This is a genomic window from Pedobacter fastidiosus (assembly GCF_014306625.1).
Lineage (GTDB): Bacteria > Bacteroidota > Bacteroidia > Sphingobacteriales > Sphingobacteriaceae > Pedobacter > Pedobacter fastidiosus.
In genome coordinates this window covers 62,316-85,335 of sequence record NZ_JACRYL010000011.1, presented here as the reverse complement: position 1 = coordinate 85,335, position 23,020 = coordinate 62,316, and the positions used below count along the sequence as shown (strand labels likewise).

General features: G+C 36.0%; 29 protein-coding genes. 18 read left to right on the top strand and 11 right to left on the bottom strand.

Annotation, left to right across the window (positions count from 1 at the left end; all coding sequences use genetic code 11):
* Positions 1–55 precede the first annotated feature (55 nt).
* The 10 genes from H7U22_RS13550 to moaCB are packed head-to-tail and all read left to right on the top strand — an operon-like array spanning position 56 to position 7,908.
* Positions 56–1,174, top strand: a complete 1,119-nt coding sequence (locus H7U22_RS13550; RefSeq protein ID WP_187071891.1) for an XdhC family protein — start codon at positions 56–58, stop codon at positions 1,172–1,174.
* Positions 1,174–1,779 (top strand): nucleotidyltransferase family protein, encoded by a 606-nt coding sequence (locus tag H7U22_RS13545; RefSeq protein WP_187071890.1) that lies wholly within the window; start codon positions 1,174–1,176, stop codon positions 1,777–1,779. Before H7U22_RS13550 ends, H7U22_RS13545 begins: the two co-directional genes overlap by 1 nt.
* Positions 1,776–2,756 carry a GTP 3',8-cyclase MoaA gene (moaA, locus tag H7U22_RS13540; protein WP_187071889.1) on the top strand — a complete coding sequence of 327 codons (981 nt, stop codon included), beginning with the start codon at positions 1,776–1,778 and terminating at the stop codon, positions 2,754–2,756. The genes H7U22_RS13545 and moaA overlap by 4 nt, the downstream gene beginning before the upstream one ends.
* A gap of 13 nt (positions 2,757–2,769) precedes the next feature.
* Positions 2,770–3,948 carry a molybdopterin molybdotransferase MoeA gene (locus H7U22_RS13535; protein ID WP_187071888.1) on the top strand — a complete coding sequence of 393 codons (1,179 nt, stop codon included), beginning with the start codon at positions 2,770–2,772 and terminating at the stop codon, positions 3,946–3,948.
* Between the two features lie 6 nt (positions 3,949–3,954).
* On the top strand, positions 3,955–4,695 hold the full coding sequence (locus H7U22_RS13530) for a sulfite exporter TauE/SafE family protein (protein WP_187071887.1): 741 nt from the start codon (positions 3,955–3,957) through the stop codon (positions 4,693–4,695).
* A gap of 1 nt (position 4,696) precedes the next feature.
* The gene (locus H7U22_RS13525; protein WP_187071886.1) at positions 4,697–5,194 is read left to right on the top strand and encodes a molybdopterin-binding protein; all 498 of its coding nucleotides are present in this window, start codon (positions 4,697–4,699) and stop codon (positions 5,192–5,194) included.
* 4 nt (positions 5,195–5,198) lie between these two features.
* Entirely contained in the window at positions 5,199–5,432 is a 234-nt protein-coding gene (locus H7U22_RS13520) for a MoaD/ThiS family protein (protein WP_187071885.1), read from the top strand.
* A gap of 10 nt (positions 5,433–5,442) precedes the next feature.
* Positions 5,443–6,561 (top strand): HesA/MoeB/ThiF family protein, encoded by a 1,119-nt coding sequence (locus H7U22_RS13515; protein WP_187071884.1) that lies wholly within the window; start codon positions 5,443–5,445, stop codon positions 6,559–6,561.
* Positions 6,558–7,001: a molybdenum cofactor biosynthesis protein MoaE gene (locus H7U22_RS13510; protein WP_187071883.1), complete on the top strand. Its 444-nt coding sequence runs from the start codon at positions 6,558–6,560 to the stop codon at positions 6,999–7,001. The genes H7U22_RS13515 and H7U22_RS13510 overlap by 4 nt, the downstream gene beginning before the upstream one ends.
* A gap of 1 nt (position 7,002) precedes the next feature.
* Positions 7,003–7,908 carry a bifunctional molybdenum cofactor biosynthesis protein MoaC/MoaB gene (gene moaCB, locus H7U22_RS13505; RefSeq protein WP_187071882.1) on the top strand — a complete coding sequence of 302 codons (906 nt, stop codon included), beginning with the start codon at positions 7,003–7,005 and terminating at the stop codon, positions 7,906–7,908.
* A 42-nt stretch (positions 7,909–7,950) separates the two neighbouring features.
* On the opposite strand, the gene H7U22_RS13500 is transcribed toward moaCB, so the two are convergent.
* On the bottom strand, positions 7,951–8,205 hold the full coding sequence (locus tag H7U22_RS13500; protein ID WP_187071881.1) for a hypothetical protein: 255 nt from the start codon (positions 8,203–8,205) through the stop codon (positions 7,951–7,953).
* A gap of 231 nt (positions 8,206–8,436) precedes the next feature.
* Between H7U22_RS13500 and H7U22_RS13495 the strand changes: the two genes are divergently transcribed.
* Genes H7U22_RS13495 through H7U22_RS13485 form a run of 3 tightly spaced genes read left to right on the top strand, consistent with a single transcriptional unit; the run spans position 8,437 to position 10,773 of the window.
* Positions 8,437–9,240 carry a DUF1223 domain-containing protein gene (locus tag H7U22_RS13495; RefSeq protein WP_187071880.1) on the top strand — a complete coding sequence of 268 codons (804 nt, stop codon included), beginning with the start codon at positions 8,437–8,439 and terminating at the stop codon, positions 9,238–9,240.
* Positions 9,241–9,278: 38 nt separating this feature from the next.
* Complete coding sequence (locus H7U22_RS13490) at positions 9,279–9,995, top strand: cytochrome b/b6 domain-containing protein (RefSeq protein ID WP_187071879.1); 717 nt, start codon at positions 9,279–9,281, stop codon at positions 9,993–9,995.
* Positions 9,982–10,773 (top strand): molybdopterin-dependent oxidoreductase, encoded by a 792-nt coding sequence (locus H7U22_RS13485; protein ID WP_187071878.1) that lies wholly within the window; start codon positions 9,982–9,984, stop codon positions 10,771–10,773. Before H7U22_RS13490 ends, H7U22_RS13485 begins: the two co-directional genes overlap by 14 nt.
* A 16-nt stretch (positions 10,774–10,789) precedes the next feature.
* Here H7U22_RS13485 and msrA read toward each other — a convergent pair whose 3' ends face one another.
* Entirely contained in the window at positions 10,790–11,449 is a 660-nt protein-coding gene (gene msrA, locus H7U22_RS13480; RefSeq protein WP_187071877.1) for a peptide-methionine (S)-S-oxide reductase MsrA, read from the bottom strand.
* Between the two features lie 15 nt (positions 11,450–11,464).
* A complete protein-coding gene (msrB, locus tag H7U22_RS13475) occupies positions 11,465–11,977 on the bottom strand; it encodes a peptide-methionine (R)-S-oxide reductase MsrB (RefSeq protein ID WP_187071876.1) in 513 nt (170 codons plus the stop codon).
* 291 nt (positions 11,978–12,268) lie between these two features.
* Between msrB and H7U22_RS13470 the strand changes: the two genes are divergently transcribed.
* Positions 12,269–13,348, top strand: coding sequence for a fatty acid desaturase family protein (locus tag H7U22_RS13470; RefSeq protein ID WP_187071875.1), 1,080 nt, complete (start codon positions 12,269–12,271; stop codon positions 13,346–13,348).
* A gap of 67 nt (positions 13,349–13,415) precedes the next feature.
* Here H7U22_RS13470 and H7U22_RS13465 read toward each other — a convergent pair whose 3' ends face one another.
* Positions 13,416–13,649: a hypothetical protein gene (locus tag H7U22_RS13465; RefSeq protein ID WP_187071874.1), complete on the bottom strand. Its 234-nt coding sequence runs from the start codon at positions 13,647–13,649 to the stop codon at positions 13,416–13,418.
* A gap of 537 nt (positions 13,650–14,186) precedes the next feature.
* On the opposite strand from H7U22_RS13465, the gene H7U22_RS13460 reads away from it, so the two are divergent.
* The gene (locus H7U22_RS13460) at positions 14,187–14,744 is read left to right on the top strand and encodes a hypothetical protein (RefSeq protein WP_187071873.1); all 558 of its coding nucleotides are present in this window, start codon (positions 14,187–14,189) and stop codon (positions 14,742–14,744) included.
* A gap of 80 nt (positions 14,745–14,824) precedes the next feature.
* Here the strand turns inward: H7U22_RS13460 and H7U22_RS13455 are convergent, their stop codons facing one another.
* From H7U22_RS13455 to H7U22_RS13430, 6 genes are all read right to left on the bottom strand, one after another.
* Entirely contained in the window at positions 14,825–15,070 is a 246-nt protein-coding gene (locus H7U22_RS13455; protein WP_187071872.1) for a hypothetical protein, read from the bottom strand.
* A 240-nt stretch (positions 15,071–15,310) separates the two neighbouring features.
* Positions 15,311–15,979, bottom strand: coding sequence for a cytochrome b/b6 domain-containing protein (locus H7U22_RS13450; RefSeq protein WP_187071871.1), 669 nt, complete (start codon positions 15,977–15,979; stop codon positions 15,311–15,313).
* 10 nt (positions 15,980–15,989) lie between these two features.
* Complete coding sequence (locus tag H7U22_RS13445) at positions 15,990–17,243, bottom strand: sensor histidine kinase (RefSeq protein WP_222621864.1); 1,254 nt, start codon at positions 17,241–17,243, stop codon at positions 15,990–15,992.
* The gene (locus H7U22_RS13440; RefSeq protein ID WP_187071870.1) at positions 17,240–17,917 is read right to left on the bottom strand and encodes a response regulator transcription factor; all 678 of its coding nucleotides are present in this window, start codon (positions 17,915–17,917) and stop codon (positions 17,240–17,242) included. The genes H7U22_RS13445 and H7U22_RS13440 overlap by 4 nt, the downstream gene beginning before the upstream one ends.
* Before the next feature lie 152 nt (positions 17,918–18,069).
* Complete coding sequence (locus H7U22_RS13435; protein WP_187071869.1) at positions 18,070–19,884, bottom strand: glycoside hydrolase family 2 protein; 1,815 nt, start codon at positions 19,882–19,884, stop codon at positions 18,070–18,072.
* Positions 19,885–20,077: 193 nt separating this feature from the next.
* The gene (locus tag H7U22_RS13430) at positions 20,078–20,338 is read right to left on the bottom strand and encodes a hypothetical protein (RefSeq protein ID WP_187071868.1); all 261 of its coding nucleotides are present in this window, start codon (positions 20,336–20,338) and stop codon (positions 20,078–20,080) included.
* A gap of 633 nt (positions 20,339–20,971) precedes the next feature.
* Between H7U22_RS13430 and H7U22_RS13425 the strand changes: the two genes are divergently transcribed.
* The 3 genes from H7U22_RS13425 to H7U22_RS13415 all read left to right on the top strand — a co-directional run bounded on the left by H7U22_RS13425 (position 20,972) and on the right by H7U22_RS13415 (position 22,389).
* Positions 20,972–21,412, top strand: coding sequence for an Hsp20/alpha crystallin family protein (locus H7U22_RS13425; RefSeq protein WP_187071867.1), 441 nt, complete (start codon positions 20,972–20,974; stop codon positions 21,410–21,412).
* Between the two features lie 66 nt (positions 21,413–21,478).
* Positions 21,479–21,766 carry a hypothetical protein gene (locus H7U22_RS13420; RefSeq protein ID WP_187071866.1) on the top strand — a complete coding sequence of 96 codons (288 nt, stop codon included), beginning with the start codon at positions 21,479–21,481 and terminating at the stop codon, positions 21,764–21,766.
* A gap of 152 nt (positions 21,767–21,918) precedes the next feature.
* The gene (locus tag H7U22_RS13415; RefSeq protein WP_187071865.1) at positions 21,919–22,389 is read left to right on the top strand and encodes an ankyrin repeat domain-containing protein; all 471 of its coding nucleotides are present in this window, start codon (positions 21,919–21,921) and stop codon (positions 22,387–22,389) included.
* A 6-nt stretch (positions 22,390–22,395) separates the two neighbouring features.
* Here H7U22_RS13415 and H7U22_RS13410 read toward each other — a convergent pair whose 3' ends face one another.
* Positions 22,396–23,001 (bottom strand): hypothetical protein, encoded by a 606-nt coding sequence (locus tag H7U22_RS13410; RefSeq protein WP_187071864.1) that lies wholly within the window; start codon positions 22,999–23,001, stop codon positions 22,396–22,398.
* Positions 23,002–23,020: the final 19 nt, after the last annotated feature.

The window sequence follows — 23,020 nt, the reverse complement described above, 5'->3', positions numbered from 1 at the left end:
GTAAGTTTTATATTTAAATTGCGACTAAGAAAAGGTTAACAACATCCCAAACCGAATGAGAGAGATTACGGACATTATTAAAAGCTACGAACTGGCAGAAAAGGCAGGCTTAAAAACTGCACTCGCTACTGTTGTACAGGTAGAAGGATCTTCTTATCGCCGGCCAGGAGCCAGAATGTTAATTTGCGAAAATGGACAATTAACAGGTGCAATAAGTGGTGGTTGCTTAGAAGGCGATGCCCTTAGAAAAGCCCTTTCAGCTATCCATCAACAAGAAAACCGTCTGGTAAGCTACGATAGTACAGATGAAGACGATGCGAAATTTGGTGTTCAGCTTGGCTGCAATGGCATCGTTCATATTCTGTTCGAACCTATTTTTAAGGATGATCATCTAAATCCGATTATACTATTAAAAGCTGCCATCGGGCGAAGAGAAAACTGCGTAATTGCTACACTTTTTTCTCTTGATGATAAAAATCAACCCGGCTCGGTGATGATGTTTAGAGAAAAGGATTATTTAGAGAAAGTTGCTGATGAGGTTTCAGGCTCAATAAAAAATGATGCATTTGATGTATTAAAACTTAAAATGTCAAGATTTGAAACTTATGTTATAGAGGGCCAAAACTTCGAAGCTTTTCTTGAATTTATTTCGCCACCTATTCAAATTATTATTGCTGGAGCAGGTAATGATGTTCAACCGCTTGTAGAAATTGCATCGGTTTTGGGCTGGCAAATTACCGTGGCTGATGGCCGACAAACGCATGCTACGCTCCAACGTTTTCCAAAAGCGGATCGAATTTTGGTTGCTAAAGCTGATGCATTGCTCAAGGAAATTGAAATAGATGATCGGACATCGATTGTGTTAATGAGCCACAATTACAATTATGATTTGGCCTTGCTTGATGGATTATTGAAAATTAAAACCCCTTATATTGGAGTTCTTGGCCCTAAGAAAAAACTACTTAGAATGTTTGATGAGCTCCAAATTGAAAAAAACAGAAACCTTGATCACGTTCATGGCCCCGTTGGACTTGATATCGGAGCGGAAACTGCAGAGGAAATTGCGATTTCGATCGTATCAGAAATTAGAGCCGTTTTTGCAGGAAGATCTGGCAAAACATTAAAAGACAAAAATGCACCGATTCACGTGGCTATAGAAAAACTCGAAAGCTAATGGAAACGGGAATAATTATTCTTGCAGCGGGCAATTCATCCAGATTGGGCCAACCCAAACAACTGTTGGAATTTAATGGAAAAACATTAATCTCGCATGTGATAGACGAAGCTGAAGAAGCTAAAATCCATCCGATAATAGTCATTATTGGAGCCAATTCAGACTTTATCCGACAGGAAATAAAGGATAAAAATGTTCAAATTGTAGATAACGAAAACTGGGAAAGTGGAATGGCTTCTGGCATAAATGCAGGATTATCAGCTTTGCTTAACTACAATAATGAAATAGAAAATATTATTATTTCTGTTTGCGATCAACCTTTTATCACAAGCGAAATATTTACTTCACTGATAAACACAAAAAACAAATCAGGCAAAGGGATTGTCGCCAGCTTTTATCAAAATATAATGGGCACACCAGTTTTATTCGATAAAAAATATTTCGGCGATTTAAAAACATTAACTGGTGATGAAGGAGCAAAAAAAATACTTAAACTTTATCCAAATGATCTTGTTTCTGTTCCTTTCGAAAAAGGGGAATTTGATATAGATACTCAATCAGATTACTTAAATTTACAGAACAATAAAAAGCAAGGAAGCGTATGATAGAGGATTCATTTGGAAGGGTACACGATTATTTGCGCATCTCTTTAACGGACAATTGCAATTTCCGCTGTTTTTATTGTATGCCAGAAGAGGATTATGATTTCACGCCTGCTTCTAGATTGATGCAGACCGATGAAATTATCCGATTGGCAGAAATTTTTGTTGCTCAAGGGGTAAAAAAAATTAGATTGACTGGCGGTGAACCTCTAGTTAGGAAAGATGCAGCGAAGATAATCGAAGCATTAGGCAAACTGCCTGTAGAATTAAACATTACTACCAACGGAACACGCATTCATGAAATGTTACCCGTTTTACAAGCGGCCAACATTAAGAATATAAACATCAGTCTGGATACGCTACAGCCAGAAAAATTTATGCTGATTACCCGACGGGATGTTTTCCATCAAGTTAAAAGTAATATAGAACTTTTGTTGCAACATAAAATCGGTGTAAAACTCAATATGGTTGTAATGAAAGGTTTAAACGATAATGAAATTTTAGATTTTATCGATTGGACAAAACATAATCCTATCCAAGTTAGATTTATTGAGTTTATGCCTTTTAGCGGAAACCGATGGACGAGCAATAAGCTTTTTTCGCTTGAGGAAATTTTGGCTGTAATTGAAAAGGAACACACCATTCTTCCTGTTGAAGCAGCACCACATGATACAGCTAAAAGTTTTATGATTCCTGGTCATGATGGCTCTTTTGCCGTAATCAGCACCATGACTTCTCCGTTTTGCAGTACTTGTAACCGCATGCGTTTAACTGCAGATGGCAAACTTAAAAACTGCTTATTCTCTAAAGGAGAAACAGATCTTTTAACTGCGTTACGTGCTGGCGAAGATATTTTACCATTGATTAAATCTTCCATTTGGTCAAAAGAAAAAGAACTTGGCGGTCAACTTCATACACATTTTGAAAATATAGATGCCGAATTATTGACCAATAGAAGCATGATCACCATTGGTGGGTAATTTTTAAGAAACTATGATAACAGTAGCCGAAGCGAAAGCCTTAATTGCTAAAAATATTTCTACACTTACTGCAATTAAATTACCCATTCAAAAAGCTCACAGACATATTTTAGCTGAAGATATTTTTGCAACTGCTAATATTCCAGCTATCAGACAATCTTCTATGGATGGCTATGCGCTTCGATTCGAGGATAAAGATTTATCACTATTAATTCACGGAGAAATGGTTGCAGGCAGTTCTTCCGCTCTCAGTATTGCAGAAGGAGAAACCGCAAGAATTTTTACTGGAGCCCCACTTCCAGAGGGCGCCGATACCGTTGTAATGCAAGAGAAGATTTCTTTAAATGATGGAAGAATAACGATTTTAGATGATCGACTTCAGCTCGGGCTAAATGTTAGGGGAATCGGTTCAGAAATTAAAACCAATGCTTTGGCTATGCACAAGGGCAGTTTTTTAAGTCCGGCGGCTATTGGTTTCTTAGCTGGTATTGGCACTACAGAAGTTTCCGTTTACCCGATGCCAAGTGTTTCCATTATCGTTACCGGAAAAGAGCTTTGTTCGCCAGGAGAAGTTCTTGGTTTTGGACAGGTTTACGAATCCAATTCATACTCACTAAAAGCTGCATTGGAGCAAGCGGGTATCTATGAAGTTGAAGTAATTAGCGCAGATGATGATCTTGAAATTTTGACTGGAATTTTAGAACATGTCCTAAAAAACAGTGATGTCGTTTTACTCACTGGCGGTGTAAGTGTTGGCGATTACGATTTCGTTCTTGAGGCTTCTCGCCTTTGTCGGGTTGATCAGATTTTTCATAAAGTAAAACAGAAACCCGGTAAACCACTTTTCTTTGGGATGCAAAGCAGTAAACCTGTTTTTGGATTACCCGGAAACCCATCATCTGTATTAAGCTGTTTTTACAATTATGTACTTCCAGCAATTTATCAAATGGCTCGAAAAGATAATCCCGTAAAGGAAATAAATGCAAAACTTTCAGATGCATACCACAAGTCAGCTGGATTAACCCATTTTTTAAAAGGCACCTGTAAAGATGGTTTTGCAACCCCATTAAGCGCACAGGAATCTTTCCGTTTAAGCTCTTTCGCTTACGCAAATTGTTTAATCTGTTTAGATGAAAACACTGAGCGCTTCGAAAAAGACGAGATCGTAACCATTTTATTAATCCCCGAATAATCCCATATGCAAGCTGAAGTTTTATTGTTTTTCGGTCTATTATTTATCGTTGCCTTCCTCTATTCGTCTGTAGGGCATGGTGGTGCAAGTGGTTATTTAGCACTCATGGCTATTTTTGCCATTTCGCCATTGGTTATGAAGCCAACCGCTTTATTATTAAATCTTTTTGTGTCTTCTGTTTCATTTATCCAATTTTATAGAGGCGGGCATTTTAAATGGAAAACGTTTTGGCCTTTTTCGCTGGCCTCCATCCCACTCTCGTTCGTTGGTGGCACAATGGCCATAGATAGCAATATTTATAAAAAGATTTTGGGCACCTTGTTGCTGATTCCTGTAATTCGTTTTTTCTTTTTTAAAAACACAGATTCTAAAGATTTTAAGCACCCAAATTTTGCTTTATCCTTATTAATTGGAGGCATAATTGGCCTACTTTCGGGCATGATCGGAATTGGTGGTGGCATAATCCTATCTCCAATTTTATTACTCTTAAAATGGACAGATCAAAAGCAAACCGCAGCCATTAGTGCAGCATTTATATTTGTTAATTCCGTTGCCGGTTTGGGCGGACAATTGGTTAAAGGGATTAATTTTAATAGCGATATGATTGCTTATGTTATTGTTGCTTTTGTTGGTGGCTTATGTGGTGCCTACTTCGGGGCATTAAAATTCCCTCAAACTATACTTAAAAACGTGTTGGCTTGTGTACTCGCATTAGCCGCTTATAAATTACTTTTCACTTATGCATAACATGAAATATTTAATCATCGTAATTCTTTTCTTTAGCTTAAAGGTTCAGGCGCAAGAGAGTAAACAATTCATCATTGAAGGCAAAGTTTCGAAGCCATTGGATGTGAATTTGGAATCATTAAAAGCATTTAAAAGTGTTAGTTTAGATAGTATGGTGATTTACAACCATCTTCAGCAACGCAAAAGCAGTATCAAAAATATTAAAGGTGTTCTGCTTAAGGATGTGCTTTCTAAAATCCAAATTTCTGAAGAATCACCAAAAAAATTGAGCGAATATTACATCGTTTGTACCGCAACCGATAACTATAAAGTTGTATATTCTTGGAACGAAATTTTTAACTCAGAAACCGGAAATCATGTTTTGATCTTGACATCTTTTGATGCTGATCCGGTAAAAACTGAGAAAGGAAATATCGCCCTAATTACGCCAAGCGATAAAGCAACTGGAAGGCGGTTTGTGAAGGGATTGAGCAAAATCACAATTCTTCAAGTAAATTAGTATAATGGAAATCGAATTACTCAGCTTTGGTAAAATAGCCGAATTTATAACCGTTAAAAGGCTCATGCTTGATGGCATTTCTGATACGGATGGATTAAAAAAACACCTGGAAGATAAATTTCCACAGCTTAGTGAAATGAAATATAAACTGGCAGTTGATAAACGAATTATTCAAGAAAATACAATCCTTCAAAACAAAGCAATAATTGCCATTATGCCTCCTTTTTCTGGAGGATAAATAGTAACAGATGGATACTGAAAGATATAACAGACAGTTAATTTTAAAGGGATTTGGAGAGGTTGCTCAGCAGAAGCTCTCAAAAGCTAAAGTGTTGGTTATAGGCGCTGGCGGCTTGGGCTGTCCTGCGTTGCAATATCTAGTTGCTTCTGGAGTTGGCAAAATTGGTTTGGTTGATGGTGATTTTGTATCTCTCAGCAATCTTCATCGGCAGATATTATTTACGACTACTGATGTTGGAAAACTGAAAGTTGAGGTTGCAGCTCAACGGTTAAGCGCTTTAAATCCCGAAGTTGAACTTAAAATCTATCCAAATTTTATTACGCAAGAAAATGCTTTAGAAATGTTGGCGCAATATGATTTTATCATTGATGGAACCGATAATTTTGAATCTCGCTATCTGATTAATGATGCTTGTGTTTTACTCAAAAGACCTTTAATCTTTGGAGCAGTTTCAGGTTTCGAAGGTCAGCTGGCTATATTTAATATTGAAGATAAAAATGGCGAAAAAACAAATTATCGCGATTTATTCCCTATTCAACCAAATAAAGGAGAAATCTCTAATTGTGCTGAAAACGGCGTTTTGGGGGTTTTACCAGGGATAATTGGAACGATGATGGCGACAGAAACCATCAAATTAATTACTGGAATTGGAGAATCCTTGGTTAACAAAATTTTAAATTACAACCTCTTAAATCAACAATTTTACGAAATAACAATAACTCCATCCCCTGCCAGAACTTATAAATTACCTGCAGGGAAAGATGAATTTTTGAAAATGAATTACGGAAATACTCTAGATAAAAAGCATAATCAAGTATTGGAAATCGATATTGATGAACTACAAAACCTACAAAACCAAGATTCTACTTTAATTATAGATGTTCGGGAAACCTATGAAGTTCCTGCTTTAAATCCATTAGATTATAAACAAGTGCCAATGTCGATATTCGAGAGTTTTCTGAATCAGGAAATTGAAGAAGAAAATATTATTTTGCTTTGTCAGCATGGAATTAGAAGTTTAGCGGCTGCTGAATATCTCCATGAAAAATATGGCCAAAAGAAAAACATTTACAGCTTGAAAGGTGGCATTATCCGCTGGAAAAACTACTTTACAAATGCATCATGAGCGAAAAAAAAATCAAAAATATATTTGTAAAGGGCGCAATAGATCCTTCATTTATTGCTGAAAGTATTGCCAAACACAGTTCAAAAACAGAAATTGGTGGACACAGTATTTTTTTAGGTCAGGTAAGAAAAGACGAAATCGACGGAAAATCAGTTTCTGCGATAGAATATACTGCTTTTGAAGATTTGGCATTAGAAAAAATGCACGAAATCAGAGAAAATATTTTCGAAAAGTATCCGCTAACCTGCATGCATATTTACCAATCTTTAGGAACGGTAAAAACCGGAGAAATTTGCTTGTTCGTTTTCACTTCATCGGCACACCGCAAGCCAGCAATTGATGCTTGTGAAGAAGTTGTAGAACGGTTAAAAGCAGAGTTGCCAATTTGGGGGAAAGAACTTTTTGAAGACGGATCACATCAGTGGAAAGAAAATAAATAATATGGTTAACATCACGCATAAATCCAATACACTTAGAATCGCTATTGCTACGGCAACGGTTCGGGTATCAAAAATTGAAACCATTGAAGCCATCCAACAAAGAAAAGTACCGAAAGGTGATGTTTTTGAATTTGCAAGGGCAGCAGGATTATTAGGCGTAAAAAAAACCAGTGATGTTATTCCAGATTGTCATCCTTTACCTGTAGAATTTACTTCTATTACTTACCAAATAGTGGATTTATCTATTGTTATTTCTGTTGAAGTACATACAATTTATAAGACTGGTGTGGAGGTGGAAGCCATGCATGGCGCTGCGGTTACTGCTTTAACCATGTACGATATGCTGAAACCGATTGATAAAGCTGTCGAAATAGAATCCGTTAAATTGTTAAAAAAATCGGGTGGTAAAACAGATTTCAACAAAGCAGATTATGCAGATTCGAAGGCTGGCGTAGTAGTTTGTTCGGATACCATTTCTGCAGGACAAGGCGAAGATAGATCAGGAAAGGCCATAGTTTCTAAATTAGAATATTTTGGAATAGAAACCATTTATTATGAAATTATTGCTGATGATTTTGATTTAATTCAAAGTCAGGTTAAACTACTTTCAGAAAAAGTGCAGCTTTTAATTTTTACAGGTGGCACAGGTTTATCACCGAGAGATGTTACTTCTGATGCCGTTTTACCATTAATTGAGAAACCAATTGATGGAATAATGGAAACGGCTAGGCGTTACGGCCAAGATAGAATGCCTTACGCAATGTTATCTAGAGGTGTTGCAGGCTTAATTGGTGAAACTTTGGTGATGACTTTTCCAGGATCAGTAAAAGGTGCAACTGAAAGCATGGATGCACTTTTCCCTCAAGTGCTCCATTTATTTAAGGTGATAAAAGGAAAACGGCACTAATAAAGTTGGCAGGAAAAAACCAGTTCTTCCTGCCAAAACAATTTACATTTTGCTTTTAGACATTTTGTCATTTGCCATTTTAGATTTCTCCATTTTGGCTTTTTTCATTGAATCAGTTTTCATTTTAGACATCTTATCCATTTTCTTTTTACCCATTTTGTCGGATTTCATTTTCGACATTTTATCTTTTTCCTGGAAAGGACCGCCAACGGAAGCGAAAGTTGAAAAAGATAAACTTGCAATAACTAATGTGGCAAGAAATAACTTACCTGCTGATTTTAAGATTTGATTTTTCATGTTTATGAGTTTTGTATATCCACTTAGTCGCAAAGAATTTGAATACCTTACATAAAAAATTATTTTTTTATTAATCATCTTTCAAATTCAAAATCAAACCAATTTATAAATTATACTTATCTTGTAATTAGCATTTTACAAATAAGAAACATCGATAAAAATTCTTTCTAATTTATTTCAATTTTCTGTAAGGATTCTAAACTTTAATCGACTAAGCCTAAAATGACAATCATGATCAAAAAAATGGTATTGCCACTTATTGCCATTTGTGCAATTGGCTTAGCTTTAGCTTTTAATATAGATAGAAAAATTTCTCCCAATCACATATATTCCAAAGAAACTGGATTTGCAGTCGTTGAGCTATTTACATCTGAGGGTTGCTCCAGTTGCCCACCAGCAGATGCGCTTGTTGCAAAAATCGAAAAAGAAAGTGATGGAAAATCAATTTACATTTTAGCTTATCATGTAGATTATTGGGATAGATTAGGTTGGAAAGATACCTTCAGCGATGCGAAATTTTCTGCAAGACAAAACCAATACGCAGATTGGTTAAATTTAAAAACAGTTTATACTCCTCAAATTGTTGTAAACGGAAGTAAAGAATTTGTTGGTTCAGAAGAAGAAATATTACGTAAAAGCATTTCGACGGAGCTTGCAAAGCCTAACACAAATAATTTAGAAATTTCTTTAAATAAATCGGATGAAAAAAAGTTAATCCTAAACTATAAAACCAATCAAAAAACTGATGGATATAATTTAATTATTGCTTTGGTGAGTCCAATGGCAACGAACAAAATATTAAGGGGAGAAAACAAGGGCAAAACACTTTCTCATATTCAAATTGTCCGCCAGTTTGAAACCATAAATCTGAATGGGAAATCAAATGGATCTGCGAACATCACCGTTACAAATGCAAAGCAGGAGCAGGTTTCAGAAATTATTGCTTTTTTGCAGAACAATTCTACAGGGCGCATAACAGCAGCGTCAAGATTAAATATCACGGCAAGTGAGAATTTAACGGCTAAATCCAACTAACCAACTTTTGCGTTAATAAAAATATAATTCAGCCTCTAATGAAAATAATTAAAGAAAAACATGCGTTTCTGATGCGTTGGACACACTGGGTTAATTTTCCTGTGCTTACCATCATGATTTGGAGCGGATTATTTATCTATTGGGCAAACGATGCGTATGGCATTTCTATTTTCGGTTTTACACTGATTAAGTTTTTCCCACAGTGGTTTTACGATTATTTTCACATCCCTGGAAGATTGGCAGAAGGCATGGCCTACCACTTTTTATTTATGTGGTTCTTTTTTATTAATGGATTACTTTATCTGGCTTATACTATTTTCTCTGGTGCATGGCGAGAACTTATACCTAAGCGGAATTCGTTTAAAGAAGCTTGGCTAGTCTTACTTCACGATCTTCACATTCGAAAAACAATTCCACCCCAAAAAAAATATAATGCAGCCCAACGAATTGCCTATACAGCAATTATCGTTATGGGAATTGGCTCTGTTCTTACCGGATTGGCCATTTATAAACCTGTTCAATTTTATTGGCTTTGTTGGCTCTGTGGTGGTTACCATTTTGCTAGGATTCTTCATTTCACGTTAACCATTGGATACGTCCTCTTCTTTGTAATCCACATTATTCAGGTCATTCTCGCTGGCTGGAATAATTTTAGATCTGTAATTTCTGGCTTCGAAGTGATAAATACCAAAACAGAAATTAAACCAGAACCTTCACCTGTAGAAAAAACCGACGAACAAGATGGAAACAAATAAACAAAAGAAAGTTAAGGTTCCGCTTACTATAGAGCAGAAAATTAAACGTAGAAATTTTATTTCCTTTGGCGCTTTTTTTGCACTGAGTGGAAGTGCAGTTGCTGGCTGGAAATGGCTCTTAGATGCTCCTGATGAAACTGCAGGGATTACCGGAAATGCAAAAGCACCGCTAAGAAGGGCGCTAAATAAAACAGAACTTTTCTTCCGTAATTTTTTCAGCAATAATCATTTAGTTAAAACGTACCCAGAATCTAGAGCCGCAAAAAACATTCGAGTAAATAGTTTAATTGGAATAGAAGATGACGAAGATTTTGATCCAACAAACTGGAAGTTGGCTATTAAGCTACAAAATCAGAAAACTTTAAACATCAGTATAGAAGAGATTAAAGCGCTCCCTAAAACAGAAATCATATTTGATTTTAAGTGTGTTGAAGGTTGGGATCAAATTCAACATTGGGGCGGAGTAAAGCTGAGTGATTTTTTAGAGCATTATAAACTTAACGAACAAACCAAGCAACGATATATGGGTTTGGAAACGCCTAATGGAGAATATTATGTTGGCCTAGAAATGGAATGTGTGCTTCATCCGCAAACTTTGCTTGCCTATGAAATGAATAATCAGCCAATTTCAAATGATCATGGTGCACCATTAAGATTAATTGTTCCAGTAAAATATGGAATAAAAAACCTTAAAAGAATTGGCACCATGTCTTTTAGCTATACTCGACCTAGAGATTATTGGGCCGAACAAGGATACGATTATTACTCAGGTCTATAATTTATTTAGCCCAATCCTATTTCCCTTTAAACTCTGGTTTAATTAAATTACCCATGCTTTTTCTAAGTTTCATAACTTTTGGAGCAGATACACTTTGAATATATGAACTGCTAGGATGTAATTTATAATATCCTTGATGATAGTTTTCTGCTGGATATAAAACTTTAAAAGGAACAACCTGCGTTACAATTGGATCACCATAATGGTGACTCGCATTAACTTTAGCAATTACAGTTTTAAGAGTTTGTTGCTCTTCAGGTGATCTATAAAAAGCTACAGAACGATAATCTTCTCCTTCATCTGGCCCTTGACGATTTAACGTTGTTGGATCATGTGCGTAGAAAAAAGCTTCGGCCAATTGCGCATAAGTCATCACTTTTGGATCATAATAAACCTGAACAGATTCTGCATGGCCTGTATTATCAGAGCAAACTTCTTCGTAAGTTGGGTTTTTAACTGTTCCACCTGCATAGCCTGCAACTACTTTATTAACACCTTTTAGTTCGCTAAGCCCTTCCGCTAAACTCCAAAAACATCCTCCGGCAAAAGTTGCTACTTTTTCATCTGCTTGGGGAGCTGGTAATTTTGCAAAAGCATTTTCATTTTTGGTCGATTGACCATTGGCGCATGCACTTAAAAAAACCAATGCAAGCAACCATGTTTTATATATTTTCATAATAAATTGTTAAGATTATTTAGCGGGAATAAACTTTAAAGCATAAGAATTCATACAATATCTTTTTCCAGTCGGTTCAGGTCCATCATCAAAAACATGCCCTAAATGCAATCCTGTACTAGTTTCTATTACTTCATCTCTTACCATTCCATCAGATGCATCACGAACAACTTTAATTGCTTTTGCATCAATTGGCTGATAAAAACTTGGCCACCCTGTTCCCGATTCAAATTTAGTATCAGAAGAAAAAAGAGGTTTTCCTGTTGCAGCACTTACATAGATTCCTTTTTTATGATTATTCCAATAAGGATTTTTATATGGCGTTTCTGTCCCGCTGTTTACCATAATCTCGTAAGTATTGGCAGAAAGCATTTTTTTCCAGTAAGCATTGGGCTTTGCTTCGGGATATAATTTGGTATTCTCAGATCGACTACCAGTTGTGGCGTTTTTTTGAGCGGAAGGATTTTGGCTACACGCATTTAATGCAAGTGCCAAAAATGGAATGATTAATAATTTTATCTTTTTCATATCTCGTTAGTCGTAGAGTTAAGTAAAACCTTACAATTGTAAATTATAATAAGTACTTATATATCAGCAAATACGAGAAATGTTCGGCTTTAGTTCTATAAATATATGAAAGATGAATTAGCGGTGACTAACTTAAAACATAACGCTATAATCGTTTATAGAGAAAACCAAAATCTTAATACTTCCGTTTATAAAATTGTAAGTGTAACTTGCGAGTCAAAGTAATTGTAAAATAAACTTACTGATCCTGGAACTAACGGTCTGCGAACATGAGTACAGCACCAATATTCCATGAAGTCAAAAGCAAAATTTCCTTGCTCCACAGGAGCTACATTCTATTCGGAAGTTAGAAAGAAAGTAAATGCTCATTTTAAAGATCAAAATAAAAGTACACATGCCAACACTGCCATGTGGTTTAAAACAAGTTTGTTTTTAACTATATTTTTATGTTTATACTTTTCGATTTTACTTCTCCCATTAAATCTGATCATTTTAACTGGCTTAGCAATTTTACTTGGCGTTACTTCTGCTTTTATTGGCTTTAATGTTTGTCACGATGCCATTCATAATTCCTTTTCAAAACACAAATCTGTAAATAAATTCTTCAGTTTCTTGTTTCACATGGTTGGGGCAAATCCTTATGTTTGGAACATAACCCATAATGTGGTTCATCATACCTATACCAATATTCCTGGGCATGATGAGGACATTGAAGTTGCACCTGGCTTAATTCGGATTTCGGAAGAAGATGAACTTAAGTCACATCAAAGGTTTCAGCATTGGTATGCCTTTCCACTATATAGCCTTGCTTCATTATCATGGATTTTCAGAAAAGATTATAAGAAATTTTTTCAGGCCAGTGTTGGCGCATGCGAAAACAAACATCCTAGAATTGAATACTTCAATCTTTTCTTTTACAAGGCACTATACTACTTTATGTTTATTGGCTTGCCTTTATTAATTATGGATGTAGCTTGGTGGCAGATTACAATAGGTTTTGTGCTTCTTCATTTGGCTCAAGGCTTAACAATGGGGTTGGTTTTTCAGCTTGCACACGTTGTTGAAGGCACTATTTTCCCTTCACCAAACATTAATGGAAATATGGAAGAAGCCTGGGCCGAGCATCAAATGCGAACCACGGCTAATTTTGCCACACAATGCAAGTTTGCGGCGTTTTTTCTCGGCGGACTTAACAGACAGATCGAACATCATCTTTTCCCTAAAATTTGCCATATCCATTATGGTCAAATCTCGGTTATTGTAAAAGAAACTGCGCTGGAATATGGAATGCCTTATCATGAAAGTACAACTTTTACTGCAGCGTTGAGATCTCATTATCTTGTTTTAAAGAAAATGGGCAGAGCTAATTAAAGCTGCTTTTTTAAAAAAAAATATTTAATTGAACTATTCCCAAATAAGAATTACAGAATCCTATTGACTATTTTCTAATACTCAATTCATTTCTATAAATCTCAAGCGCCAATTCGAAATCCTTTTTAGCCACATGGATTTCATCAACCTTAGATAGAGAAGAATCTGGCGCTGTTAATAATGTAATCTCCTTTTTGATATGACTCATTTCGTGTACGTGTAATATTTCAACAAATTCTTCAGGAGTGAGCAAGAATTTCATGCAAGCATCACGTTGAGTATAAAAGGATTCTTTATTCATTAATTAAATTACAATTGCCTAAATTAATGGCCATAAATACTCATTTTTCTAGTTTAGAATTAAACTCGTGCATCTACTCAATAAGAATGATGCTGAATGATTTCTTTATTACATGATCCAATGGATATTCTTGCTACAAGAACCGAGAATAAACAATGAAATTGTACAAGAAAAATAATTTTCTAATAATAACTTAAACGTTTTAGTGCAAATAATGTTTAGTTTAAAAACAAAAAATCAACAACTTGTAGTAGTAATTAGCCCGATATCAGCTTTAAAATTATCAGTTTATTGCTTTTGATCCAAGAGGAAATGGAAAAAACTACGTTGATGTATAATCGAAAGTTCAAAAATTAACTTTAAGAAATACAGTAAGATCGCAGTCTCGATACCAGTGCTGTATTTTCACAAATGCACTTCAAATAATAAAACATACCCAATAATCTATATAGTGTCATAATATACCACCAGAGCATGAAAAAGGGGTTTTTATGTGATAACTTGCATCAAATATCCCTCGATTATCTTTAACCAAAAATGAACATCCCATCATTCTTTCTAGGCATGCTTATGCTTTTTACCACGCATATTGATCCGCCAAATCACGTTAAAAAATCTGCTGTTATGGTTAATAGAGATTTTTTTAAAGATTCTAAATTCGTTCACATTGCTTGGCTTGGCTTTCTTCAATCTAAGGATGCTAAGAAAGTAATTAGCAATGTACCCATGTTTATTTATGAGAATAAAGATGAGGGCTATGGTAAAATTGTTTGTGTACCTAAAGACCCGCAAAACTGGACCTCAAAATTTAAGGGAAAAACTAAAGCTGAAAAGGTTTCAATAGGAAAAACTTTAACTCAAGGGATAAGCAATAACTCAATTGGTGAAAAGGATTTCAATATTTATACATTTTTTTCCAACCTTAATGATTTAACAGCTAATCCAAATCTGCAGGTAAGCGTACCCAGATTTCCGAGCACGGTTTACATTTACGTAAAATCGGGATTAAAATGGAATCTGGTTGCTCAGAAACTAATCAAAAATGTTGTTGAGTATAGCGATTTGCAATTTAAAACCGCAAATGGAATTTTATAGTATTTTTTTAAAACATTATAAGCACAAAAAAGCCCTTAGACGAAAATCTAAGGGCTTTCTATATAGATAGGATAAGTACACTAGTTGTGTAAAATATCTGCTAGCAGTGCGTTAATGCCATTTATAAAATGTGTTTTACCTACATCAAATGTTTCTGGAGAAGAAAATTCTGTGATAATTTCATTTACATCATTTTCCTGAACTTTCTCATCAATACCCTTAAATTGGCTGGCTAAGAAATAAGAATTCATATCACCAAAACCCCTCAACTGCTTAACTTTAGCAAGAAAGGTATTTAACATTTGAACTTTATTGAGCGATTCCATGCACAAACATAATAAAACATATAATTAATACTACAGAATTTCAGCAAAAATGCTCATTTAATGATAAATATCAATAACTATTGAATTATATGAGTTATAATAGTAAAATTTTGAGGTTCCCAATTCTGGTTAATCTGTTTTAGCAAATTTAATATGGGTTTAAATTCTTTTAAAAACATGGTTGAATCCAACTTAATCGCTATTAAAACTTAATTCGATTATTTACAAATTAATTTCGAATTACAAATCTCCACCATTAATCATATCTGAAACAATTCCCTTTCCGTCTTTACGCTCTGCGAGAAATACCCCTGCTAAATGGAGAATAATAAAGCCAAGTATAAGATACATACAGAAACCGTGTATTTCTTTAATGCTATGGTTAATGTTTTCAGGAATGCCGGTATAATCTTCAAAAGCCAAGCATAAGCCTGTAATCACCATTATTGATAGAAGCACGTAAAAAATTAAATATAACCCTTTTACAACAAGCTCGTGTTTTGCTATTTCTCTTTGTTTTTTCAAAATAAAGTAGGCGTTATAAGCTTTTTTGATTTTTGGAAGAATTCTTTGCGCTGGCGGCAGAAAGAATTCTGCAATTAACCTGAATACAAAAAGTGCAACAAGGGCATAACCGAAATAAATGTGGATTCCCCATACCTGATCTTCCAATCCATGTGTTACCGCTCCTGCCTGCTTATCGTTTATAGTTGCACCAGCATGCAACAGTTCGCTTTTAACAAAAGCACGCTGATTTCGATTAAAAAGAGTTGAGTTAACTAGTACTGTGAGTAATGAACCCGTAATGATTACAAAGTTTATCCAATGCCAAATCCGGGTTGATTTGGGATACTTCTTACCTTTTCCGTTTTGGTTGATATCTTGATTTGTAGGTTCTATAATTGCCATAATAAATGTTTCAATTATTAAATGTTATTGTAAAAGTATGGAGATCGTGATTATAAGAATATGCTAACAAATAATGTTGGCGATTGCAGATCTGCTTTAGGATAGAAAGCCCTAAACCAGTACCTTCTGATGCACTGTCTTTATAAAAACGGTCGAAAATTTTCTCTGGATCCAGAGCATGATTGTGGCCTGTATTGGAAAACACAATTTTCTCTGCATCCAATCTAATCTCAATTTTTCCACCATCATAGTTATGCCGAATTACATTACTGAATAAATTATTGATCAACATTTCCAGTAATTGTAAACTTGCAGAAATACTGATATCCGCCAGTTCTAAATCTACGGTTAGATTACGGCCGCCAATAAGCTCTTGAAAATAAACGGCTTTTTCTTCTATCAGTGCTTTTATATTAACCTTTTGCTCATCATGCAATAAATTATTATCTATTTTAACCAAGAGTAAAAGTGATTGGTTAAGTTTGGTTAACCTAGAAGTTGCCTTGTACAATTCGACCAATGTTTCGCCATCTTCCTTCCCCAAAACATTAGATTGGAGCATATTATCAAGCTTAGAATTGATAACGGCAAGGGGTGTCATCATCTCATGAGAAGCATTTTCGGTAAAAAGCTTAATCTCGTCATAATCCGATTTAACTTTGCCAGAAAGCTCCACCAAAACCTGATTAAGCTGTTTAAATTCTGCAACAGGCATATCTACAGGTTCATACGGGCGCTCATGGTTGATATTAAAAGCAGTAATATTTTGTAAAAGCTGTTCAAATGGTTTCCATATTTTCTTTAGTAAAATTCTATTCACCATTAATACCACGGCAAAAAGTATCATAACAGGTATCAGAATAATAAGGCAAATGTTTCTAATCTGCTCTTGTCGTTCAAATTTTGAAGCAATAACAAGTATCTGATAGGGTTGTCCAACTAGCTCAAGTTCTGTTTTAAGGTATCTTGCAGTTTCTGTTCTGTGTTTTACGGGGTTATAAAATACAGTGTCTGCGTAGCTACTGGAAGGATTGGCTTTCGATATTTTTTTATATTGTACAATTAAATCTTCAAACTCGTGCGGTTCATAAAAGGTACTCTTATCCGAATACTCTTTCACTTCCATAATTTCTTCTACTAGGTCGTGGTCAATCTGCATATCCAGATAATAAACCAACATTCTGTAAAAAAGAAATCCGATAATCATCATTCCAAAAAAACTGATGATGATGAGTATGCGATTATACCTTGTAAATAACCTCATGTGCTCGTGAATTTGTAACCAACACCATAAACTGATTGAAAATAATCTCTGCTACCCGCATCAGTGAGCTTCTTTCTTATATTTTTAATGTGAGTATAAATGAAATCAAAACTGTTTGCCATATCCGAATCATCTCCCCATATGTGCTCTACCGCGGCAGATTTTGAAATTACCTTGCCCTTATTGGCAATAAAGTAAAGCAAAAGGTCGAATTCCTTTTTGGTCATGTAAACTCCCAAACCATTTATGGTAACTTCTTTTGCATCAATATCAATTCGAATCTCATTAAATTCGATATGGCGATCACCTTGTGCACTTTTACGTCGCATCACAGCCAGTATCCTTGCATTCAATTCTGATAAATGAAAAGGCTTAATTAAATAATCATCCGCACCAAGACTTAATCCCTCTATTTTTTGATCTATAGAATTTCTCGCAGAAATGATTATTACACCTTCAGCCCTATTCATTCTTTTGAGATAGTTTAATAGCTGGAGCCCTTCTCCATCTGGAAGGGTCAAATCCAAAAGAATACAATCGTATTCGTATAAATTCAGCCTTTCTAAAGATTCGGCATAAGTAGAGGCCAAACTACACACATTACCCTCAGTGGTAAGGTATTGAGCAATGCTGTGTCTAAGCACCGGCTCGTCTTCGATGATAAGAATCTTCATTAGATGTAAATATGTTTTAAAATACTGAAGACATCTTGAAGTTTGGATTTTGACTGCAATTCTATATTCAAGAGTGTAAAAAAATTCTTTTTTTCCTCCTTATCAATCAGTTCAAAAGCCCTCAAAAGGCAAATCAAAAAAGAAGAATCCGATTAGGGCTTGAGCTTTTCCCCAGCAAGAATAACCGCTCTATTAATTTCTCTTACCCGCTCTATCTCCATTTTTTCAACCGCTCTGTCATAAGTCAGCAAACCATTAACCTCATGCTCAACATCTGTTGTTTGTGTGTAAACAGCCACACTTAAGCCCTTATACTTCATCAGTTGTTCTACTTGGCTCATCAAAAGCACGTATCGGTCTGTCAGTGCAGTTCGGGTAGGCTCGTATGCATAAGCGTTATTTTCTACCGGCCACATATGGTCTCTTACAAAAAGCCCCACCCCTCCAAACTCGCCCAAAGAAGCCGCTCTTTTAAGATCTGGTGTCGAGGCATCGTATGGCCCTATATAAATATGAGTATCTACAAAGTCACCATTTTTTGGGTCGCCTGCGGCTTTCTGGTAGCCTGGGTTGTTGTTGAACCCAGAGTTTCCGTTAACTAGCCTTGAGGGATCGTATTTTTTCACCCAATCTGTAATTTCTGGCACATCAAATGCACCCCAGTTTTCGTTAAAAGGTACCCAAGTGATAATTGATGGAGCATTATAATGGTCGTCCATAATTGCTTTTAGTTCCTTTCGGAAAGCAGAACGCACTTTTGCTGTATCCTCGTGCTGATACCAAATTGCTGGCATATCCTGCCACACAAGCATCCCCATCCGATCTGCCCAGTAATAAAAGCGCTTTGGTTCGGTTTTCATGTGCTTTCTAATCAGATTGAAACCAGCCTTTTTAGTGAAATCGATGTCAGATTTTAACGCTTCCTCTGTCGGAGCAGTTAGAACACCATCTGGCCAGTAGCCTTGGTCTAGTAGCCCAACCTGCATAATAAACTTTCCATTTAGCAAGGGCCTGATTACGCCTCCAACTTTACCCAGTTTAATATCTCGCATCCCAAAGTAACTGCTAATTTCATCAACAATCTTTCCGTCTTTATTTTTGAGGGTAATTTTTAAATCGTACAAAAATGGCTCTTCTGGAGACCATAGTTTTGGATTGCTCATGGGTAAATAAAATTCGGTTCCAGACCGACCCTGTGCTTGCGAAACAATTTTCTTTCCATCAAGAGCTACCGCCGATACAGCATCTGAACCTGAATTAACGATCACTTTAAGTCTATTGTTCTCAAGATCCGGTAGTAACCGAATATTTTTAATATGGCTGGCGTTTACAGGTTCGAGCCACACGCTTTGCCAAATGCCCGAGCTGAAAGTATAGTCTCCTCGTGGCCCATTCTTACCAGAAGGGGTTCTTCCATCGTTTGGATCATGTGCTGCCACAATAAGTTCATTGCTACCTTCTTTCAAGAAAGCGGTAATATCAAAAGAAAAGGAATCATATCCACCCGAGTGCGATCCAGCCTTTTTTCCGTTTACAAATACGGTCGCATCATGGTCTACCGCTTCAAAATTGATGATCAATTGCTTTCCCTTCCAGCCCAAGGGAGCCTCGAAAGTTTTACGGTACCACATATTGATTTCCTGCTTGCGCTCAATGCCAGAAATCACGGATTCGGGGCAATATGGAACTAGAATCGATTCACGTTTTCCCGTAAAATTTATCGGTTTCTTAGGATCAAGGGCATTATCCTTATCCCCACCGCCTAAGTAGTCCCATTTTCCGTTTAGCGACATCCATTCTTTGCGTTCCATTTGGGGGCGTGGATAATCTGGAAATGGATTAGCAGATGACATGGCTTCTCTAGTCCATTTTGTAGGCAGTTTTGCGGTTTGTGCGAAAACATTTTGCGGGAAACTGCCAAATAAGATTACTGCTAGGAAAAGAATCAGGTACTTAGTATTTTTCATGGTGTCATTATTTTAAAAACCCATCAGGCGTAAAAGACCAATATACTACTTTTCTGAAACTCTAAATCGATTTATCTCTTACAAAAAGGCTACCAAGAATTGGAACATCAAATTTAGCGATACCTTATTCTCCAATAATTAAACATTTGCTCAAGCTGGAGGAAAATTGATAAGAAAGTTTGAACTAAAACAATTACTCCAACTCTATAATTTGTGCCTCTAGCTCAGATATCAATTTGTTTTTTGCTTTATGATAAGTTGTTGGATCAGAGAATTCTTGAAACAGGATCTGCTTTTTTTTAGGACCATCTGGTCCAGTATATATTTCATTCATAAAAGCCAATTTGTAGGTATCCATATCTCCGTAACCCCTAAGTCGCCTAACCTTTTCAAGCAAATTTTTGAGATTAATATTTTGTTTTTCTGGATTGACTAGGTTTGTATTCTGAGTCATTTTTTTTTAAGATTGATAAATTCTGATAAGAAGAATATGATTGGTGTGGATTGAGATTGCAGAATTTATTTTTTAATTGCAATAAACATCACCTGGATTTAGATCCGTTTCAACAACTTCCACCTGTTCGCCAGTTTCTAGATATAGGATGGTTCGGGTTTTACCCATTGGGCCGACATCGCGACTAACCATTTTAATTTTGCCACAAATACTCTTCTTACATCCATTAATAAACATCAATAGAATGGAAAGGCAAAACAACAAATATCTAAATCGAAATAACATGCTTTATAAACATTTGACTTAGCATACAGTTTAAAAAACCTTACAATTTTTAGGAATCATGTAGTATTAATAAGTCTACTTTATCACGTAATTAAATCTATAGTATGATATTATTTGTGCATATAAACCCGACATGAAGAACCATAACTGAAAAAATTTCAGTTAGAGCGCTGAAAATTTTTCATAAAACATGAAAATTTTTCATAAAAAACCAGCTCAATTGAGCATTAAAACCATTGGCATACGAGTTGATATTTAACAGCTGAGGCAGTTGATATAAGAGCCCTCGAGAAACATTAATTGATTTATAGTCCATTTAAAAACAAAAAATTAAAAGGAAAAAACACTATGACATTGGTTAAATTTAATCCAGAAAAAAAGAACAATGCATTATTGCCAGGCTTTAATGACATTTTCGAATCTGTACTTAGCGATACTTTCTTTCCAGACCGTCGCGTAAGTAACGTTCCGGCAGTTAACATATCCGAAACTAGCGAAGAATATCACATCGAGCTTGCGGCGCCTGGCCTTAAGAAAGAGGATTTTAAGGTTTCCGTTGACCGAGAGATGTTGACCATTGCTACGGAGCAGTCTCAAACAGACAATACTCAAAACAAAGTCTATAACCGAAGAGAATTCAGTTATTCAGCATTCACACGTACATTTGCACTGCCAGAAAGTGGCGATATTGAGCACATTAGAGCAGTTTATGCAGATGGGATTCTGAAGCTTAGCATTCCAAAAAAAGAGGAATCCAGAGCATTTTCAAAACAAATAGAGATTCAATAGTGGGAATGCCGCCAAATGGCGGCATTTTTTCTTTAAGGAATTTTGAACCTAAGAATTTGAAATGTTATGGAAATCAGATTTTCTGTGCACATCACAATAGAAACTTCGACTGGAAGAAAAGAATTCGGAAATTTTGAACTTGGTGCTAATAGGGAAACCGCAACAGAGTTATTTACGCTGCTAAAAGGAACTACAACACCTAGCGGATCAAGATATATCTTACTGGAATTTACCGAAGATATAGCAGGCCTCGCAGTACCAATCGGCATAAAACATTGTTGCTTGGACGAACTAAAAGAGAATACCGCAATAATTACCAGAGCCATCTTCAAGACTCATCAATTAGAACAATAGCTTCTGGTGGTGATAAATACTTTAGGCATACTTCGCTGTTTCTGGAAAAGGGCAAATTCAATCGTCTGTTAAAAGATGTGCGTTAGACTGTGGCTTTATGCTGATAAAAAAATCCTTCAAAACTTTAATCCCGAAACAAGGGTTGTATCGTTATGGATATTAATCAGCTGATCATTCCCGCAGCCAGAAAAGGCGAAATCGAAGTTTTAAAGGAGCTTATTCTCCGGAAAGTTGATTTAAATTATAGGGACGAAAAAGGATATACGGCTTTAATTATTGCCTGTTACAACAATCAGGTAGAGGCCGCCAAATTACTGATTGATGCTGGTGCTAATCTGAACATAGCCGATAACGGTGGAAATACAGCACTAATGGGCGCCGCTTTTAAAGGTTATTTGGAAATTGTGCAACTTTTAATTTCACAAGGCGCTCAACTAAATCTGCAACATGGCAACGGCGGAACCGCAATGATGTTTGCCGCAATGTTTGGGAGAAACGACGTTTTGAAGTTATTATTGGAAAGTGGCGCCGACAGAACAATTTTAGATACAAGTGGCCAAAGTGCATTGGAATTTGCAGCACTACAGGGAAATGAAATTGGAATGGATCTAATAAAATCCTAATTTACATCAATCGGCCAATAACCCTTTAACCAAGCTTTTCCATTGAGGGTAGGATAGCCCAAATTTTGCCGCCATCCCTACCACAAAGTTCCGACCTTTATCATAAAAGCTTCCGTCTGCAATATTGGGCATTTCATTTCTACCATGTTCCTCTGCATAAATATAAGAACCCAATTGCCTAACAATAAAAGTTGAAGTGGCATCTTGTTTTAGAAAATGAGCCGTTTCATGCGTTCCAGAAAGGGGATGCGGACAAGGCCTAACCCGCATGTAAAGTATCCGCTCCTGTTCACTTTCAATCTCCTCAATATCCTCAATTAAAACCCAATCATACCCCATGCCTGCATGCGTGCCTGGTCCTGGGATATCAATGCGGATAAAATCTGTTTTTATTGCCAATCTTTCTGCACGTATTCCATGAGTATCCATTAATCGAAAAGCCGAAATTCCTGCATATTTTCCCCAGTTATTAACATCGAGCAAACGTTCTTTAATTCCTCCAAACTTGACTCTTGCAACTGCTTCATCCTTGAAAATGCGTTTTTCAACCACATCCATCTGGCTTCCGATACACTGAACAGGTATTATCCCTAAATCTCTTTGTTTCTCCATAAATCTTAGTAGGAAAAGT